General features: G+C 44.7%; 15 protein-coding genes and 1 pseudogene. 9 read left to right on the top strand and 7 right to left on the bottom strand.

The genetic code is table 11. The features are described from left to right. Nucleotides 1–122 precede the first annotated feature (122 nt). Nucleotides 123–2,627, top strand: a complete 2,505-nt coding sequence (locus ACFOLF_RS25485; protein ID WP_210046524.1) for a right-handed parallel beta-helix repeat-containing protein — start codon at nucleotides 123–125, stop codon at nucleotides 2,625–2,627. Nucleotides 2,628–2,761: 134 nt separating this feature from the next. Here the strand turns inward: ACFOLF_RS25485 and ACFOLF_RS25490 are convergent, their stop codons facing one another. Continuing rightward, a complete protein-coding gene (locus ACFOLF_RS25490) occupies nucleotides 2,762–4,033 on the bottom strand; it encodes a lactate racemase domain-containing protein (RefSeq protein WP_210046525.1) in 1,272 nt (423 codons plus the stop codon). Nucleotides 4,034–4,239: 206 nt separating this feature from the next. On the opposite strand from ACFOLF_RS25490, the gene ACFOLF_RS25495 reads away from it, so the two are divergent. Together ACFOLF_RS25495 and ACFOLF_RS25500 are read left to right on the top strand one after the other, a co-directional pair. Next, on the top strand, nucleotides 4,240–4,722 hold the full coding sequence (locus ACFOLF_RS25495) for a GNAT family N-acetyltransferase (protein ID WP_379114315.1): 483 nt from the start codon (nucleotides 4,240–4,242) through the stop codon (nucleotides 4,720–4,722). A gap of 58 nt (nucleotides 4,723–4,780) precedes the next feature. Next, nucleotides 4,781–6,002 (top strand): annotated as a pseudogene (locus tag ACFOLF_RS25500) (IS256 family transposase). Nucleotides 6,003–6,262: 260 nt separating this feature from the next. Here ACFOLF_RS25500 and ACFOLF_RS25505 read toward each other — a convergent pair. Together ACFOLF_RS25505 and ACFOLF_RS25510 are read right to left on the bottom strand one after the other, a co-directional pair. Then, nucleotides 6,263–8,005, bottom strand: a complete 1,743-nt coding sequence (locus tag ACFOLF_RS25505) for a UvrD-helicase domain-containing protein (RefSeq protein ID WP_210044064.1) — start codon at nucleotides 8,003–8,005, stop codon at nucleotides 6,263–6,265. Between the two features lies 1 nt (nucleotide 8,006). Then, nucleotides 8,007–10,151, bottom strand: coding sequence for an ATP-dependent nuclease (locus tag ACFOLF_RS25510; RefSeq protein WP_210044065.1), 2,145 nt, complete (start codon nucleotides 10,149–10,151; stop codon nucleotides 8,007–8,009). Nucleotides 10,152–10,513: 362 nt separating this feature from the next. On the opposite strand from ACFOLF_RS25510, the gene ACFOLF_RS25515 reads away from it, so the two are divergent. Further along, entirely contained in the window at nucleotides 10,514–10,792 is a 279-nt protein-coding gene (locus ACFOLF_RS25515) for a hypothetical protein (protein ID WP_210044066.1), read from the top strand. A gap of 85 nt (nucleotides 10,793–10,877) precedes the next feature. Here ACFOLF_RS25515 and ACFOLF_RS25520 read toward each other — a convergent pair whose 3' ends face one another. Then, on the bottom strand, nucleotides 10,878–11,744 hold the full coding sequence (locus tag ACFOLF_RS25520) for an MBL fold metallo-hydrolase (RefSeq protein WP_210044067.1): 867 nt from the start codon (nucleotides 11,742–11,744) through the stop codon (nucleotides 10,878–10,880). A gap of 259 nt (nucleotides 11,745–12,003) precedes the next feature. Between ACFOLF_RS25520 and ACFOLF_RS25525 the strand changes: the two genes are divergently transcribed. The 4 genes from ACFOLF_RS25525 to ACFOLF_RS25540 all read left to right on the top strand — a co-directional run bounded on the left by ACFOLF_RS25525 (nucleotide 12,004) and on the right by ACFOLF_RS25540 (nucleotide 14,227). Continuing rightward, nucleotides 12,004–12,354, top strand: a complete 351-nt coding sequence (locus ACFOLF_RS25525) for a winged helix-turn-helix transcriptional regulator (RefSeq protein ID WP_210044068.1) — start codon at nucleotides 12,004–12,006, stop codon at nucleotides 12,352–12,354. A 164-nt stretch (nucleotides 12,355–12,518) separates the two neighbouring features. After that, complete coding sequence (locus tag ACFOLF_RS25530; RefSeq protein ID WP_210044069.1) at nucleotides 12,519–12,821, top strand: antibiotic biosynthesis monooxygenase family protein; 303 nt, start codon at nucleotides 12,519–12,521, stop codon at nucleotides 12,819–12,821. After that, nucleotides 12,818–13,396: a TMEM175 family protein gene (locus ACFOLF_RS25535; protein ID WP_210044070.1), complete on the top strand. Its 579-nt coding sequence runs from the start codon at nucleotides 12,818–12,820 to the stop codon at nucleotides 13,394–13,396. The genes ACFOLF_RS25530 and ACFOLF_RS25535 overlap by 4 nt, the downstream gene beginning before the upstream one ends. Nucleotides 13,397–13,447: 51 nt before the next feature. Beyond that, a complete protein-coding gene (locus ACFOLF_RS25540) occupies nucleotides 13,448–14,227 on the top strand; it encodes a glycosyltransferase (protein ID WP_379113374.1) in 780 nt (259 codons plus the stop codon). A gap of 130 nt (nucleotides 14,228–14,357) precedes the next feature. On the opposite strand, the gene ACFOLF_RS25545 is transcribed toward ACFOLF_RS25540, so the two are convergent. Then, the gene (locus tag ACFOLF_RS25545; protein ID WP_379113376.1) at nucleotides 14,358–15,491 is read right to left on the bottom strand and encodes an aldo/keto reductase; all 1,134 of its coding nucleotides are present in this window, start codon (nucleotides 15,489–15,491) and stop codon (nucleotides 14,358–14,360) included. Nucleotides 15,492–15,593: 102 nt separating this feature from the next. Here ACFOLF_RS25545 and ACFOLF_RS25550 point away from each other — a divergent pair, with 102 nt between their 5' ends. After that, nucleotides 15,594–16,448 carry an AraC family transcriptional regulator gene (locus tag ACFOLF_RS25550; RefSeq protein ID WP_210044072.1) on the top strand — a complete coding sequence of 285 codons (855 nt, stop codon included), beginning with the start codon at nucleotides 15,594–15,596 and terminating at the stop codon, nucleotides 16,446–16,448. Nucleotides 16,449–16,630: 182 nt separating this feature from the next. On the opposite strand, the gene ACFOLF_RS25555 is transcribed toward ACFOLF_RS25550, so the two are convergent. Both ACFOLF_RS25555 and ACFOLF_RS25560 read right to left on the bottom strand, forming a co-directional pair. Then, nucleotides 16,631–16,774 (bottom strand): hypothetical protein, encoded by a 144-nt coding sequence (locus ACFOLF_RS25555; protein ID WP_210044073.1) that lies wholly within the window; start codon nucleotides 16,772–16,774, stop codon nucleotides 16,631–16,633. 21 nt (nucleotides 16,775–16,795) lie between these two features. Next, entirely contained in the window at nucleotides 16,796–18,496 is a 1,701-nt protein-coding gene (locus tag ACFOLF_RS25560) for a carboxypeptidase-like regulatory domain-containing protein (RefSeq protein WP_210044074.1), read from the bottom strand. Between the last annotated feature and the right edge of the window lie 307 nt (nucleotides 18,497–18,803).

Raw genomic sequence — 18,803 nt, forward strand, 5'->3', positions numbered from 1 at the left:
TGAAAGACGGGAGGAATCGCGGCGCGGACATTCATCTAATTTGCTCACATGCACAGACTATTCTTATCGATGCGGAATATGCTAAAACGACAAAGCTCTCAAATACAATAGGAGGTTTTAGTATGATGTATACTATTGATCTGGCTCTCTGGAACATCACTCCTGGACTACCATCTAAGCCTTACGTGACAGCCGACTACAACAGAGCGAATGACAATGTGAATGGATTCACAAATGCTATCGCATGGGCAGCGGATCAGGGATATAGCTACATTATCGTTCCTAAGGGCGAGTATGCGTTATGTTATCCCAATTCAATCAAGATCACCGACAGCTATATTACGGTCGACCTCAACGGTTCTACCTTCAAGGAAATATACGATTCCGAAGCGCAGTCTCCCTACGACACTGCAAATCGAACTGTGCTGCGTGATTACTATGCCTTCCCAAGCAATCAAGTACCTGGCGTTGCTTTTAAAATCGAAGAGTGTACACATACGAGTCTCATTAAGGGGATTATTATTGGAGACAAAGCCGACCGGTCATTTGCCGTTCCTAACGAAGAACGGAAAAATGAATGGACAAACGGCATACAGATCGGCAAAGGGGCCAGCTATATCAACGTAGGTAAAAATACGATCAGCTATTTTATGGCCGACGGGATATCGTTCATTAATTCCGGCGTAGCAGAGATGGTAGAATTTGCACTAGGCTTGTCTGTAAGCGATATCAACCCCAATACCGGCGCACTTATGGCTTCAACTACAAACATGGTCAGCAAGCTGCTGACTATACCTGCACATATACCGCCACATCAGGCTTTTCTTATTGCAGGATTTGGATATACCCGTGCAACTGCGATTAATGCAAAAGAGGTTGGTGTCTATTACTACAATGCTGCGGGTGCCTTCATCCGTGGTTTCAGCAACCAAAAGATATACAAACCGATCACAATCGTACCTGGCGCTGCGATGTTTCGTTTCGTATTCTACAACGAAACGAATATAACCAAGGATATGCAGATTCATCTGAAATTCGGTTTGACGCCGCATCATTGTACGGTTGAGGACAATGAAATCTTTGGCTGCCATAGAGGAGGCATTACGCCTGGCGGCAACGATCTGATTATTCAAAACAACATCCTTCACGATATCGGCGTCGAGTATCTGGACGGCAAGCCTATATTTAACGATCCAACCAGGTACTGCATCAATCAGGAGGATTCGTTTGGCGACAATACGCTCATCCGCAATAACATTATGTATAACTGCTTTCATGGCATCTTGTGCGGCGCCTACTTTCCAACGATAGAAAACAACCGGTTCTATAACTGCCTGGGTACAGCTATCAATCTGTACATCCTGAAAAAAGCAGTCGTAACCGGCAACTTCATTTACAAATGCGGCACTTCCCTTGGGCTTATGACTGCGGTTTTCCAAAACGCGCATGTAACATACAGAGACAATACAATCGTCGGCGGCAATCTGCTGCTGAACAATGGCGTGGGTTACCATATCACAGCCGAGGGCAATATGTTTGAGGACGTAATCAACCTCGCTTATCCTGACGATGACAGATGCGTATTCAGGGGCAACCACTTCAGGTGGAGCGATACTTTCTCCGGCGCACCCATGATCACAATTAACCATATTGAAGATTGCACGATGGAAGTAAAAGGAGCCAGAAAACTGATTACGCTCAAAGCCTATGAAATAAATCGTCTGGACGCCAAAAATACAACGATTCGGGTAAATACCCGTAACCAGCTGACTGTCAATGAAAATGTGAATTTCTATAACAGTACGTTTGATTCCTGCCAGATTGACAATCTTCTGTACGCAATGAAAGAACGGAAAGTAAATATTGTCAAAAGCAAGCTTACCGATACGATTGTGTTTATCGGCAATACGAATACCAATGGTCAGTACCCCTATACCGGCCTGAAGGACTGTACGGTCATTCTAAATACGCTGACCTGGCTTGTACAAACCAATTTCAATACTTCGAAAGGCACCGTACAAATTGAAGACAGCCAGCTTACGATCAATAATACCGCCTTCCTGTATCTGATCAAGAACGATTTGACCGCCGGGCTGCCGCCGCTCTTCACCTTTGCGTTGAAAAGAAGCCGTATCATCTATACCGGTCCTTCTAAATTGACGCTTGGTTTCTACAACAGCAAGGGTATAATTAAATCCTTCATCTCTGCACGAAATATATTCAGCAATATCACTTTGCCTGCAAGAGAGAATGTGTATGTTGGATACGATCCGGATAAGGAAAGAGATACCGTACCGACGTATGGCATTTTCTTTACGGGTCAAGTCATCCGAAATGCGTATCCGGCTGCCGGTGAACCTGAATATTGGCTGTGCTTATCCAGAGCGGGTACGCCGGATGATTTGCCAAGGACCGCTAATAATATTCTATGGACTGCTGCCACAGTCAAAGCGCTTGGCGATCAAGTAAATGCAGGAGGCCGTGTTTATACGGTTACGACTGCAGGTACGACCGGCGCTGCGGCTCCAGCCTGGCCAACAGTTGAAGGAAACACAGTTTCAGACGGCACTGTCGTTTGGACTGACAGCGGCTACCTTGCCGCTTTTGCTGCTGTGGGTAAAATTTAATAATATTTGACGGATGCATCAATGAAAAAAACGCAACGAGCGACAGAAAAATGGCTTCAGTCGTCTCATTGCGCTTATTTAAAGAAGCTCCAGATTCATGCAAGGCCTGGAGAATCAGGGGCTGCATGCCGGGCTCATTTCCTCAAATGCCCGCTTTCGTCAAACGCCAGTTCATAGCCCTCCGTTAAAATTTCAATATCCGGATGGTTCCGCGCTTCTTCCAGCAGCGTTTCGGATATCTCGATCTCCCCCAGATGCAGCGTATCTTGAATGCGCACCATTCTGCAGGCGGTATAATCCAAAATATTGCATGTCTTGACAGCCGCTTTGATAGCGTCCCTGTCATTAGGCAGGGTGGTCGCTATCTTCGTTGGGGCGCATACGGTTGAAGTCAGGCCATTCGCATAGGTGACTGGCCAGTCGGCTTGCTCGACCAGGCGCGAAGTTGTAAAGTCCGCTGTCCCGACACCGTTCGCGTTCCCTTTCGTTTCGGGCGTCAAATCAAGGACGACCATCTTGCTTACCTCAGGCCCGCCATGCGCATAGGGCGTAGGGTATCTGCCCGTGATATTAGGATCCATGCCGTCTCCGCTTATATTTTTGCCGATATAATCAATGACGAGCACATCCAGCCGCGGGAACAAGATCTTTGGAAGCCTTTGCTTCGCCTCAATGAGGAGAGCCGGCTCCAACGCTTCAATCTGATCCGCCGCAAGCACCTCAATCCGGCATGTTTCATCGTAGGCATTCTCGATCAGGGCCACTCCGAACAAAATCGGCAATTTGTCCATCATAAGCTTCGCCATTTTCGGAACATTCTCCGCCATATACGCAAAGCCCAGCTGGTGGCAGGCTTCCGCCCCCTTCTGCTTCCCTAAACCGATGGAGATCATCTTCATGATTCCGCTTTCAAATGGTCCGCGAAAAGCGGTATGCGGTTTCACTCTGTTCATCACCACGATGGCATCCGCTTCGGACGCGATTTTATCTACATAAACAGGCAATCCATTCTCCAGCTCATCCAGCTGAACGACCTCCATCGAAGAAAGGATCGGCGCTCCGACGGACAATTCTGTGATGCCGAGGTATTTCAAAACGTCCTTCTGCCCTTCAGCTGTGGCTCCGCCATGACTGCCCATGCAAGGTACGATAAAAGGATGCGCATGCCGTGCTTTTATCGCTTCTACCAATGTTTTGGTGAACGCGGCGATATTTGCAACTCCTCTGCTTCCAACAGCGACGGCCACTCTTTGTCCGGGTAGAATCTGACTCATTGCAGGACAGGCATCAAGCTTTCGGAGCAGTTCCCCGGCAGGATCATCGAGCTTCATCCCGTCGAATCTCTGCCGTATTCGAACCATCTTCGGAATCGGGATCGGCTCAAGCAGTTGACTGAGTATATTCATTCTGAAGTCTCCTTTTCTTTATTGCGTCTATACTCCAGTTTATCCGCTTTGTCATTCCGGGGCAATCGGAATAAACAAATTTGGAGTGGCTGCTGCACCCGACATCATGTGATTGTTTATTGGAAAAAAACAGGAAATCAAGTTATTTGCAAGAATATATACACAAGTATGCACAAATTTTTTTGATCAAATGAAGGAGGGTTACAATGATTCTCGAAACCAGGAGATTGATTATAAGAGAATTTAAGCCCGAGGATTTGGAAGATATACATGTCTATGCATCGAACCCATTAGTAGTCAAGCATATAATATGGGGACCCAACTCAAAAGAAGATACACAAAGCTATCTGAATACGGTAATTGAAATGCAAGAGCAAATGCCCCGCCTTGATTTTGAAGCAGCGGCAGTCTTGAAAGAAACAAGGCAGCTGATCGGCGGCTGCGGCTTCCACCTGTCCAGCCCATCACAAGGGGAGATAGGATATTGTTTTAATCCGCTTTTCTGGGGAAACGGCTTTGCAACAGAAGCTGCTGATGCTCTGCTTGGATTTGGTTTCCGCGAGCTCGGTCTCCATCGGATATTCGCGACTTGCCGTCCGGATAACATGGGGTCCGCCAAAGTGATGCAAAAAATAGGGATGACATACGAAGGACATATCAGGGAGCATATGCGGGAGTCTGTAAAATAGTTTGTGTAAACTCTCAAACCCATTACAATGGAAGAATAAGAGAGGTTGGGGAGAACACATGGGATTATGGACGAAACAGCAGCTCCGGCAGTTCATCAAGGAAAATAAGTTGGTCTCGGCACAAGATGCACAGAATGCATTGAAAGAGCTGTTTGCCGAAACGCTGCAGGAGATGCTGGAAGCCGAGATGGATGAACATCTGGGCTATGAGAAACACGACATGCAGAACAAACAAACGACCAACAGTCGTAATGGCAAGAGTAAGAAGAACATCGTCAGCGAGTATGGGGATCAGGAGATTGCTGTTCCTCGTGACCGGCAAGGGGAATTCGAGCCGCTTGTCGTCAAGAAGCACCAGTCCAATGTAACGGGGATTGAGGATCAAATTATCGCCCTCTACGCCAAAGGTGTCAGCACGCGAGACATTCAGGATCACCTGCAGAATCTGTATGGCATCGAGATCTCGCCCACCTTCATTTCCAACGTTACGAACAAGATCATTCCCCTAATCAAAGAGTGGCAGAACCGGCCCTTGCAAGGCGTGTACGCGGTTGTTTTTCTGGATGCCATTCACTTCAAGGTGAAGCAGGATGGGGCCATCGTGAACAAAGCAGCGTACATGGTTATCGGCATCGATTTGGACGGCAACAAGGATGTGCTGGGCATGTGGATTGGCGAGAATGAGTCGGCCAAGTTCTGGCTCAGTGTTCTCAATGATCTCAAGAACCGGGGTGTGCAGGATATTCTCATCATCTGTGTCGACAATCTGACGGGTTTCAGCCAAGCGATCCAAGCCTGCTACACGAAGACGGACATCCAGAAATGTATCATCCACCAGATCCGCAACTCCACTCGTTACGTCTCGTACAAGGATCTGAAGAAGGTAACAGCTGACCTGAAGCCGATTTACAAGGCCGCGACGGAGGAAATGGCGCTGCTGGAACTCGATCGCTTTGAAGAAACCTGGGGGAGTAAGTACCCGCTTATTATCCGCTCATGGCGCACGAACTGGGACGAGCTCGCCACCTTCTTCAAGTACCCACCCGAAATCCGCAAGCTCATCTATACCACGAATATCATTGAGAGTTACCATCGTCAGCTTCGCAAAGTGACGAAGGGAAAAAGCATCTTTCAGGGCGGATGAGTCGTTACTAAAAATGCTATATCTGGCCACCATGGATGTCACCCGTAAATGGACAGGCCGTGTTCAAAACTGGGGTCAAATGCTCCTGCAGCTCTCGGTCTTCTATCCGGATCGCATCGGGCAGCATTTACGATAAATCCCCCCTCGGGGGGAGCCTTCAAAAAAGAGTTTACACAAAAGATTTGACAGACCCATATGCGGCATAAAGGGAAATGGCATGACTCCTACCAATATTCTATTTTAGAAAATGAATATAAGTAATGAGCCTTTTTGGGTTGTATGTACGTTTGGTAAATAGTTGTCTCTAAGTTTCCCACCCTCTAACCAGTATTTTTTGAGTTCCCAATCGAATGGCTCTCGATAATTTTCCAAGCTCTATTAATTAGTCTTGAAAAGCTAATCCAGATTAAACTTTGCACAACAACTGATTAATTCGTCTGTTGGATTTAGCGGATTTCCTTTTCTAGTGACTCTCCCTTGTTCCGAAAATAAATATAGATTTTGTTTTGCACGTGAACATATTACGTAAAGTAATTTTCGGGTCTCAGAGGTTCTTTCTTCAGGAAAGTTAATAATCAAATCCCAATTGGGTATTAATCCATTTAAAAATCCAAACGCAATAACTGTTGTGTATTCTTCACCCTTCACTCCATGATATGAATTTATAACTACTCCACTTTTTTCTTGGAAACATTTTTTGAATGCATCCATGTCTGTAGTCAAGTTATTGTCAGTAATTCTTTGGTTAACTTTATCGAAAAAATCAATATAAGCCTTTTTCAAATGCATTTCTTGTTCTAAATCAATTTTACAAATTGAAAATAAAGAATTGACAGTATTTATTAATGTTTCTATCCCATTCTCATCACATACCTTTGCGGCATTAATGCATTTTAAAATGAAGTAACTATCAATGTTATCTGAAAGATGTATTTTATAATCGTCCGTTAAAATAGAAATTATTTCATTGGCAACTCTTTTCCTCATGCCAGTGTTCTTTCCAGCTACTGAAAACTTAAGTTGAGAAATGCGGTAAAAAACATTCATCGGGTCAAACTTTATAGGAGTTACATCTGGAGCATCGAAACTTACATTCGGCAATAGAGAACGCAGCGATTTGCTTATGGGATATAATAAGCCCCATTGTGGTGCAATAACACAAATTTCTTTTTCAGGCACCCCTAGCTCTAATTGTTCATTGATAATTTCTGCAATTCTTTTGGCTAGATCATCTCTATCTATTGTTCTATCATAAGATATTATTCCCATTTCATCTTTCAAATTTGACTCGGCTGATATATCAGACGATGCCACTTGAAAGTGTGAATAAAAGTCAATAGCTCTTTGGGTTGAACGGTAGCACCCATCCAATTGCTCTATCTCAAATGATGTTCCAAATAATTCATCTAATTGGGTTTTGTTTTTAGCTATACCTCCAATTCCTCCATATATAGCCTGATTTATATCACCTATAAAATAGAACCGGATAGCTCTATTTTCACGAGCAATGAGTCCTAATATATTGTATTGTAAGTCATTAGTGTCTTGATATTCATCGACATGCACACTTCGTAAGATACTTGATAGGTTATATCTAATAAAATTGTTAGAATTTACCAAGTCATAAGACAGTTTTAAAATCATATTGAAATCAATTTCCTTATTTTCTTCCAACCTTTTATTATATTCCTGAACTACTGTGGGATGTAAAAAAGGATCTTCATTAAAATTCAATTTAATTTGCAACTGCTCACATATTTCATTAGTGTATTGTCTTTGCACAAATTCATCAATGATATGATACCCTTTACTGATACGTTTAGAAAACATTGAATATGGCCTTATTATGAATTCTAGGCAAAATTGATGGATTGTGCCCGCCCATATGTTTTTTAAATCTATGTTGAAATTTATAAGTCTACTTTTAATTTCTTCGGATGCACGATTCGTATATGTAATTGCAATATTTAATTTATGAGAATCCGAGTGTGTTGTTGAAAGAAATGCCAGTCTGTAAGTAAGTGTTCTAGTTTTCCCGCTGCCAGGACAAGCTGTTAATAGCGTGTTTTTATCACTTATGCAAATTGCTCGCTGTTTGGGATTTAAGTCATCTAAAAACCATAATTTTTCGGTATCCATTTCAATACCATAAGAAAACAACATCTGTTTTTTGTATAAATAACGATACTATATCTTTTGGATATGTTCCACAAAATGTAGAAATTGCCTGTTCTTTTTCTTCCACAGTTTCGGCTTTCCTTGCAATTGAAAGCATGTCTATAATAACATCGCTTTCAGTATACTCAGACAAAGAGTACATCACCATTTTTAATTTAATATCCGTAGTAACAATTTCATGGCAAGCAAACGCAATTGCAGATAAGATGTAATCAGGTATCTGAACAGTTGCATTTATCTTACTAGAGAGCAAGGTTGCATACCAGCCTTTTCCGATTGAATCAGCTAATGTTAATACAGTATTAGCGCGATCTTCATCTGGACCTTCTAAAGCTTCTATGTGTCGCTTAATCGCCGCAGGTTGAGAGTAATGAGTTTCAATAATGTCCCTTATAAATTGTGAATTATCCTTGAATTTGGAAAATTCAACTTCAAATGTGTTTGTAGCGTAGAAAGTTGAAACCCAAGGGTTGTCAGCAAATAGACCGTCAAGCTTTTTCTGCCTACTTTCTCCTTTTTTCTCAGCGTTTTCACTGTAAAATGTACTAGTATCTCTAACTGCTTGATTATCCCTATCCGTAATAATAGAACAGTGTCGTTGAATTCTATCATTATCAAACAAGCATGCGATATATTCAAACACCGTACTTCCTACGTTGATTAATCCAATACCAAGTTCGTCTAATGTAATCCCCAATCCTTTTTTGACCATATTAGGAATTAGAATTTCTTCACCGTCTCCCTCAACAAGAAGAACTCCTTTTGAGAATAACAATACTGAACGTTTTGCATCTAAATACCTTTCAATACACTCCGATAGCCTTAAATTTTTTAAAAAAAGTCTGCTCTCTCCGAAGTGATCCAAATTTTGAATAGGTTGCATTACATATGAAACGTTTCCTCTTGTCTTAACAAGGTTTATTTTACTAATTTCTGATACTTCCGAAAGATGAGCTGAGTGTGTGGTCATAATGACTTGGGTATAATCTTTTGTAAGTTTTAAGTTGTCAAAAAGAGTCTTTTGAATATGAGTATGAATATGTGCCTCTGGTTCTTCAATAATCATTATATTGATAAGTTCACGAGTACGGTTAAATTTGTATTCAACTAATTTAAGTGCCATATAAATCATATTCAAGTGACCAAGCCCTAATAATTCGATATCATTTTGATTAGATGGTTTTATTGATAAATAGCGAGATAAAGCGTTTATTTCATCATTAAGCTGGGATTCCAATGCAATTTCGGGAGAATATACCATTCCTATCATATCCATAAGCTTTGAATTAATTTCTACGCCAATTTGGCCGATTTGCTTTACCTCAGAAATTGAAAGGTTCAACTCACTGATGTTATTTTTTATCTTTTCTATATCAACAGGATCAATTCGGGCTTCAATTGCCTCCACAATCCTTCGGATAGGATTTCTGGGCTTACGCATTTCATTTGCAACATCTCTTAATGCATCTATAAACATAACCGAGACATGATCTTGGATATCAGTAATATTCAGCTTACTTCCCAAAACCGTTGCGTCATCATCATCCGGGTTGCAGTAACTTCCCAGTTCAAAATCACCTACGATGCTTTTATATGCTGTTGGATCGGTGAAATCAGTTTGTGAACGTGATGTATAATAAAACTCATAATCTGATAGCTTTATCGCCTTTATAAGCTCATCAAATTCTGCTTTTGATTCTGCCTCATAAAGTTTTTTCCTAGTAGCCTTTTGGGGACGGATGAAAAGTGTAACTACTCCTATGTCTTCATTTCCACTATTAATATACGATTTTAGGAAACTCTCATTTTCTTGATCCGGTACAATTTCAGCACAAACCTCAGTTTGCTTGTCTTTTGTTGTGATATCCATAAAAACAGCAGAAATGATAATCCAGTGTCCACGCCATTCGCCAAGATCATATGAAAAGTCACTGTCTTTCAACTTTTTACTATTATAGTAATATGAGTCGTCTAATAGTAATCTTATTGCTGTAACTGCATTCGATTTTCCGGAGTCGTTTTCACCAATAATCGTGTTTGCACCTTGTGAAAAGTTAAATCTGACAGATTTTAAATTTTTGTAATTAACTATCTGTAAATATTTCAAGTACACGTAGATCCCCCCGATACGATCTGTCTATCGCCTAATTCTGATACATGAGTTTAAAACGGAAATCCTGAGAATATTCATAAATTACTGCTGTTATTTATGAATATTCGACAGTAAAACGGGTTCCCCTGCCAAAAGGCCCATTATTAGCCATGAGCAGGCAAAAATGGATGTCCTATCGAAGGATTTAAACTATCAACTCCTTCTTATGCCAGTAAACAACTACACAAATTATCATAGAAATAGCATGAAAGTGGTAAAACGGATTCTATGCAGACTAGAATTTTTATTACAAAGATGGCGGAGATTAAAACTCGCAGGGACGCGCGCGGAAGCGGTTAAGGGGATTGTTGAACATATTGAAGCTGAGAATTTTCCTTTCGATTGCAATGGGGACTTTTCTTGCCGCAATTATCCTGTTTCTAGTGGATGGATTGTTTATAGATTATCATCAGCGCTATGACGGTTTGGGAATATTGTCAACGTTCATATTCCCGCCAATCGGGATTGTTTGTGCGGGGCTTGCTTATAAAAAAACAGGCTCTGCCCTGGACATGACTTTGATAGGCCTTAATAGTATTGCTTTCCTGAGCTTCTTTTTGATGATGTTTTTTGGCATGTTATTCTTCGGTCCGTAGGATCGCCCGATCATTGTGTGATGCTCAGCTGCCAAAGTCCCTAAATAAGAGCTACGCCTCACAGTTGAGGCGTGGCTCTGGCAGCTTACTTCGTCGTTTTCAGATCGTATCGTTCTCCGGGCGCGAGTATGTGGAATCTTCTCTCCGAACGGGTAATGCCGCAAGACAGCTTGGCCGGGTCGCCGTTGAACGGCAGCGATTCAGGCGCGTCATATGTACCGTAGTGATGCGCGATAAGATCGGCGTCGCCAAGATGGTTGGCCAATTTAACGGCATTCTCAATTCCGAAGTGATACGGATCATTCGATACATCCAGCAGCAGGAGGTCGACTCCGCTCATCTCCAGATGCTCGGGCAGTAGACGGCTATCTCCAGTGTACCAGATAACCCCGTCCGGGCTGCTGATCAAGAAGCCGCAGCAGTCCTCCGGACCGTACGGCGGACCGAGTTTTTCCGGATCGGAAATTTGCCAGGCATGGTCGGCCCGCGTGAGGGCGATTTCGGCATTTCCGACCCGGAAGGTCTCGCCGATACGGAAAGCCCGGGCTTGATCGGCCGGTACTCCCAGACGCGCAAGCTCCCGTACAACGATGGCGGGACCTCCGTACATGCCGCCTGTTCGAATCAGAGCCGCGGCTGTATCCGGCGCCAGGTGATCATTATCCATATGCGAATAAAGCACAGCATCCAGATGCGGAACGTCCGCCGCCACAATCGGCAGAGGCACCAGCATCCGGTGGCCAAGCTCATTCACGCTAGGGGAGCCGTCCTTCATCATAATGACGGGATCAATCATAATCAGCGTTCCGCGGACGTTGATCAGGAATCCGGCTCCAGACAGCCACCAAATCGAGGTGCGGTTGGATGCGGTAAAGTCCTCAGCCGTGATCATCCTGGTATTGGGTGCAATGACTTGGGAGGCGGACGGTTCCTGCGGCATTTCCTGGGACATGCAGAATCATCTCCTTATAAAATTCGAATAGGGGATCGACTTCATAGTCTGGACCGGATGGATGGTTAACCTGGCAAGCAGACAAGATTCGCTGTTCTCCTTATATTCCCATACGATTCCCGGGACGGCAATCACTTAGCGGAAAATGTTGAAAACCATGTGACCTCATTTTAAACTATTATAGAGGTTGAACTGCGGGCCATAAAAAATCTTGTTCTCTCCCTTATCTGACCAAGCATTAAAGAGGAGTGGTATTGCCATGACCAAAGTATATGGTTGTCCGGTAGAAGTGACATTAGATGTATTGGGTGGCAAATGGAAGACAGTCATCCTGCGGTATCTTTCCAACCGGGCTTTACGCTACAGTCAGCTTCAACAGCGGATGCCGAATATTACACAGCGGATGCTGACCCTTCAATTGAAGGAGCTGGAGGAGGACGGCTTGATTCAGAGGGTCGTATTTGAGGAGCGGATTAAAAGGGTCGAGTATTCTCTCACCGAGTACGGCAAGAGTGTTGAGCCGATTCTTGAGCTTATGTGCGAATGGGGCAAACAGCGTATGCGTGAATTCAACCTGCAAGTGAGGACAATGGGGACGTCCGGCGGATAGTCCGCAGCTCAGGCAGCATTCAACGAACAAAAATGTGCCGTATTGTATGTTTGGGACCTGCTCTTTTATAATTCTGGATGTGGATATGCATTTTTCTGATCTGCGACAGGCCATACAGATCATTAAAGCGCAGCCAGAATAAATAATATGAAGGTGGGATACCCATGGTAGTGGAAATCATCCGGTATGACATAGCGCCAGAATCAGCTCAGCATTTCATAACAGCTTATACAGAGGCCGGGACGTATTTAAACCGATCTCCGCATTGTTTGTCCTATGAAATAATAAACGGCGTTGAAGAACCTAATCATTTCATTATCCGAATTGAATGGGAATCGATGGAGGGGCATATGCAAGGATTTCGCAGAAGTCCGGAATTTCAGCATTTTTTTGCAGGGGTTAAACCCTTCTTCAACGCGATCCTGGAGATGAAGCATTATAGCGTTATCGCAGCAAGCGACCGATGACCAAGACCCGGCTTGAGGCTCTGAGCGACGGCGTCATAGCCATCGTGATGACCATTCTAATCCTTGAATTTAAAGTTCCCAAGCTCGAATCCTCCGAAGGGGATTGGGTGCTCGTAAAGGATTTTATCCATGATCTGCCCGTTGTTCTCAGCTATATAATCAGTTTTCTGGTTCTGATTGTTTGGTGGATGTCTCATCATCAGCTGTTTCATGGAGCCGAATACATGGATCGCAAGACGATTATTCTGAACGGCATTTTTCTGATGTTTATCGCTTTCATCCCATACCCGACAGCGCTCATGGGTGAATACCCGAGCCTTCGTTTTCCTTCTATTTTGTATGGAATAATCGGTTTGCTCTGCGGAGGGAGTTATTATGGCCTGTATCACCATATACTGAACAAGAATGCCGGTCATCCGTTCAACGCTAGCGGGAATGCGCTTTCTTTCAAGAATACCTGGCTGCATTTGACTGTTTACATTATCGCAATAGGTATCGCTTTCGTCTCTCCGTATATTTCGATTGCCGTATACGCGGCAGTCCCGATCTATTTTATTGTTAAGAAAAATGGATAAAACAAACCCCTGCCCATTCTTGTCAACCTATCGCATAGGATGCGCCACCTCTTGAGAACTGACACCGTGCTTCAGCCGGTTTCATATGTTGAAGAGTGGAACGAAAGGGGTGACAATTTGGGCAGAGCAAGGGTGTCAGGTGGCGTTTCCATTATTACATGCACTAATCGCCCACAATTTTTTGATAATATATTAACAAATTATCGAAACCAGAAATATTCCAATAAAGAACTAATCATCATTCTTAATAAAAACAGCATGAATTTGAAGCACTTTAGAGGCAGAACCCGGGCCTATGACAATGTCTCGGTGTATAAGGTCCCCGAGAGAATATCGTTAGGCCAGTGTTTAAACTGTGGGATCATCAAAACAAGATTCCCGTTAATAGCAAAGTTTGACGATGACGATTATTACTCTCCGTACTACTTAAGGGAACAGGTTCATGCGCTCAGCCGCACAAAAAGCGATATTGTCGGAAAGCACGCTTGTCTTGTGTATCTTGAAGCCAGCAGGAAGTTAGTCATCAGGTCACCTATTGAGACTTCTAAATTTTTAGAGTTTGTGCAGGGAGGAACGATTTTATTTAAAAGAAAAGTGTTAAAGAACGTCCGCTTTGCGGACCGCTCCTTGGGAGAGGATGTCAACTTTTTGAGGAGCTGTAAGAAAAAGGGCTATAAAATATACGCCACATCTCCTTTTAATTACGTCTATATGCGCAGAAAAAATAAAAGCAATCATACATGGAGAGCTTCAGATCATTACTATTTGAATGGGAGTACACCATTAGCGGTGACAGGCGATTATCGAGCTATTGCAGATCGAAAAATATAAGGGACCTGTTCGTTTTATTAAAATACGAAACCTCAATTCGAAGGGCTGCCGCGTGGCAGCCCCTTCGTTGTGCGAACGGATTGACTAATATAAGGCTGAACGCCTGAGGGCCATCTCTATCTGCTGGTTATTATTTCAATGCCTCCGCAACGGGGGAATCCAGGGTCATGGTTGTATACCAATTCGGGTAGAGCGGTGCAGGGCGGGTCAATTGCTCCAGCCGAGCGATTTCTTCTGATGTCAAATTCAGATCGGCCGCATTCAAATTTTCCTCCAGCTGCGCGGCTTTGCTTGAGCCTATCAGCACGCTGCTCACATGAGACTGTGCCAGCAGCCAAGCGAGCGACACTTGTGCCGGTGTTGCGTCATGAGCACGAGCGATGTCGCCGACCGTATCAAGAATGCTGAACCCCCATTCTTTGTCAAGCGGGATAAAATCAAAGCTGCTCAGTCTGTTATTCGGATCCTTCAGATTGTCGCGGGTATATTTGCCGCTGAGGAAACCGCTGGCCAGAGGACTCCATACCGTTAATCCGACCCCGGCGCTCTTCATGAAAGGAACCGTATCGTGCTCGATATCTCTGCCGATTAAGGAATAGTACATTTGCCCGTTAATAAAGGTGGCCCATCTGCGTTCACGCTGCATCTGAACCGCCTGTGCAGCCAGCCAGGCCGGCCAGTTGGAATAACCGATGTACCGGATCTTGCCCTGCCGGACAAGATCGTTAAGCGCCTCCAATGTTTCTTCCAAGGGAGTGAATGGATCTGTCTTATGAACAATATACAGATCGATATAATCGGTGTTTAAACGGGCCAGGCTCGCCTCGCACGCAGCGAACAAATGCTTGCGGGACAGACCTGCCTGAACAAGGCCCGGGCCTGATCGAAATCCGGCTTTCGTGGCGATGACCGTCTCCTTGCGGCGTGCTCCCAGCAGCCTTCCCAGCATTTCCTCGCTTTGCCCGTCTGCATAACCGTCCGCCGTATCGAAGAAATTGATGCCGGCGGCGAGTGCCTGATCTATTAACCCCTGCGCATGATCTTGTCCTACCTTGTACACGCTTGGAATATTTCCCGTGCCAAATGTCATTGCCCCGAATGCCAGCCTGGATACGATTAATCCGGAATTGCCCAATTGAACGTATTTCATATTTTCCCAGTCTCCCGTTTTGTATGGCTTGAACATCACTTGAATCAAATTATACCTGGCGGAACCCAGGTTCATCTTGAACAAAACAACCGCATTATTGTACAAAATTCTCATGCCAAGCCTGTAACCCGTTGGTTATTACGAGAAGGATACGTTAAAATGATAGAGGACCAGATATGTTTTCGAGGGCTGTACTATGAAAAGGGGGATGGTTCCTTGCCAGATTCACCTGTTGCTACGAATGATGCTTCGGGATGGTCCGAATTGAAAATTTCGGCCTGGGAGGGCGTCTCCCCGCAGGAAGCGTTCGAGCCGGCTCTGGACAGCCATCTGATTGTTATTCATAAAACGCCGCAGCCGGTGCGAGTGTTTGAACGGGCTGACGGATATCATGGAGAAGGCATTGCAATGCCTGGCCACATTAATTTGTTCTCGGCAGGCGATATGTCGTACTGCAGATGGGATGAAGAACTTTCCTTTCTGAGGCTGGACTTGTCGCCGGTATTAACCACGAAAGTCGCCGCCGAGCTGGAGCTTCCTCTTGGAGGCGGCACCGCCATTGATTTTGGAAGACAAATCCGGCTGCAGGACGATCGGGTTGTGCAGGTAGCCCAGTGGCTGTACGAAGATATGAAGAATGGCGGGCCGGGAGGCAAGCTGTATACCGATTCCCTTATTCGGCTCTTGTCCATGCACTTGCTGCATCGGTTTGGTACGGCTTCCTCACGTCAGGCGGCTTCCCCCAGACAGCTGGCCCGAAAGCAATTGGACGGAGCCCTGCAGTATATTCATGATTATTTGGAACATGATATTTCCCTGGATGATATTGCGGCAGCGGCGCATGTAAGCCCATCCCATTTTATGAGGCTGTTCAAAGAGGCTACAGGGCTGCCGCCTCACCGGTATGTCATTCAAGAGCGAATCCGCAAAGCCCAGCATCTGCTGCTCGGCGGGCGTCCCACCCATGAGGTTGCCGCATCGCTGGGGTTCAGCGATCAGAGCCATTTTCACCGCCATTTCAAACGTATCCTCGGGGTCACTCCCCGTGAGTTTGTCCTTAATTTTCGTTAGCTGAGGCAGGATTGGAGCAGGAGGGTTACAATGATCATCGGAAAATGGTCGACAAGAGCAATTGGCGAACACCAGCCTTACGATAATAAAGCACACCAATTATTGTGAGTATGGATAATTTAGCATCGTAAATTGAAAAGAACGCGGGACCTCTCCCCGCGTTCTGGTTTTGTAATGCCGGATTAACTTATCCAAACCTCTTTCCACCACCCGGTCTCAATATCCCATTGATATTCCCAGTAGGCAGTGTCCTTAATTTCCAGCGACTCCAGGGTAGGCGGCTTCCACTCTTTTTTCTTGACTGCGGCATCGTCTGCATCATTCACTTTTGTCCCATCTCCTTTGATTTAAAAACTTCCGGAGCCCGAAAATTGACCAGTCACAAAATTCATTGAGTTCTGTTGGCCTGGTATATCAGAGAGACTTGTACTGTAATAACGTACATAATGTACCTGACCGGCCATTATCGTAATCGGTCCCGTATATTTTACGGAGGGCCCGTCATTGATCCAATAGAAGGTGTCCTTCACTCCTGATCCGCTGGGGTCACCAAAGGCTTTGAGAGTAAGAGTGAACCCGCTGATGTACTGGTTCCCGGCACTATTTACTGCAAAAATCGGATCAAGATGATATTTCGTGATGGGCGCTGTTTTATTTTCAATGTTTACAGTCATTTGATTCCTGGCCTCGACATGCCCCGCCCGGTCAATACTCCAGAACTCAAGAATATGGGCTCCGGGACCACCGTCAATGACGGCGTAGTGGACGTCTCCCCGATACGTCTTTTTGACAGGACCGCCATCAACGGTATAATACGTCCACTCCTCTACACCCGAAACCGTATCACTCGCTGCAAAATGAACGTAAGCGTAAGGTTGATAGGGCTCGTAGGTAATCTCACTTACAGTTGTAACAGGCGGGCTCTTGTCGACCGAGATGAAAATATCAGCTTCCCCCGTATTGCCGGCGGTGTCTGTGGCAGACCCATGGATGTAATGTCCGCCTTCTGCAGATACAATCTGAGGCGGGGAAATCGTAGCAACCGGCGTATCATCATTATCTTCTGCTATAAAGGATACCGTTACATCGTCCGTATACCACGCACCGAGATGCCCCCCATCGACATCAGGCGGCCGACTGGCCACAGCCGTCACCGCAGGTGGCATATCAACAAGATTCAATGCAATGTCAAGCGGCGCTGAAGAAGCGGCAGCTTGGATTGACGCGCTTCGGTACCCATCGGCTGATACTGTAATCGTATAATTGCTGTCAGGTTTGTTAAAAAAGACGAAAGCACCGATATTGTTCGTATATGCTACAGAGCCATCGCTCAATTCTACCGTTGCGGCGTTTAGTCCGTAATACGCGGATGCGAAATATCCAGTTACGGTACCATAGATGGTATGAGGAGGGGCTGGAATTTCAATAGACGCGTGATTGCCGATTCTTACATCGGATAATGAGCTGAAGCTCGGGTCTGTATTAACTGCTATTTCCAATGCTGTATGCGGTGTTGCGATATATTCAATTTCATAGTGACCGTTGGAATCGGTCATGTCCGAGCCCAATTCAATCCACCAGCTTGAGCGGACCCGGAATCCCACGCTTACCGTGTGATCGGGAACGGCAATACCGTTCAAAGTAATCGTGCCCTCGATCTTCTCGATCATGGCCGGGTCATACTGGAAATCAAATGTGGTTGCCCCAATTCCGATATCTTTCATTACCGGGTGGCCTTTAACGGTAAGCACAACAAGATTCGTGAAGTCACTCCGGTGAAATTCCGGAATTTCATAATGTCCGTTTTGATCAGTAGTCGCACTGGCAGTCTCGGGTCCAGGAAAATGACTATTGGCATAGGAGGCAAAGACCTTTAGACTCGCCCCTTGAATGGGTAGGCCATTCTCGTCGGTAATGGTTCCCTGCAAGGGGGCATACGTTACGGGATCCGCAGCAGCAAAGCCGGCATTGAAGTTGAGCAGTTGAATAACAAACACCACTAAAACGACCAACTTCACAATATATACTCTGGGCAAAACTGTTTTCATCTCAATCCTCCTTTTCGTTATAAAGGTAAGTTTCATTCTTAATAAAGAATAACACAATTTGCTAATGAAAGGTGGAACTTATTAACAATTTAGTGAGCTGTACAATTTCATGAAAAAGTGGCTGAAAAATGATGAAGGGCAGCTTATCCAGTACTTTTCAAAATTCTGTAATGGATGATTAGAATACCCCGTTGAGATCTCCACTTCGAGTCCGGTCAGGCTTGACCTTCACATGATGTGATGGATTAGAGTATCAGATACGGAATATGATTTATCGAAGAAAGATTTTACGTGAAGGAGACGGACA

Source organism: Paenibacillus sepulcri (genome assembly GCF_042647105.1).
Taxonomy (GTDB): Bacteria; Bacillota; Bacilli; order Paenibacillales; family Paenibacillaceae; genus Paenibacillus_Z; species Paenibacillus_Z sepulcri.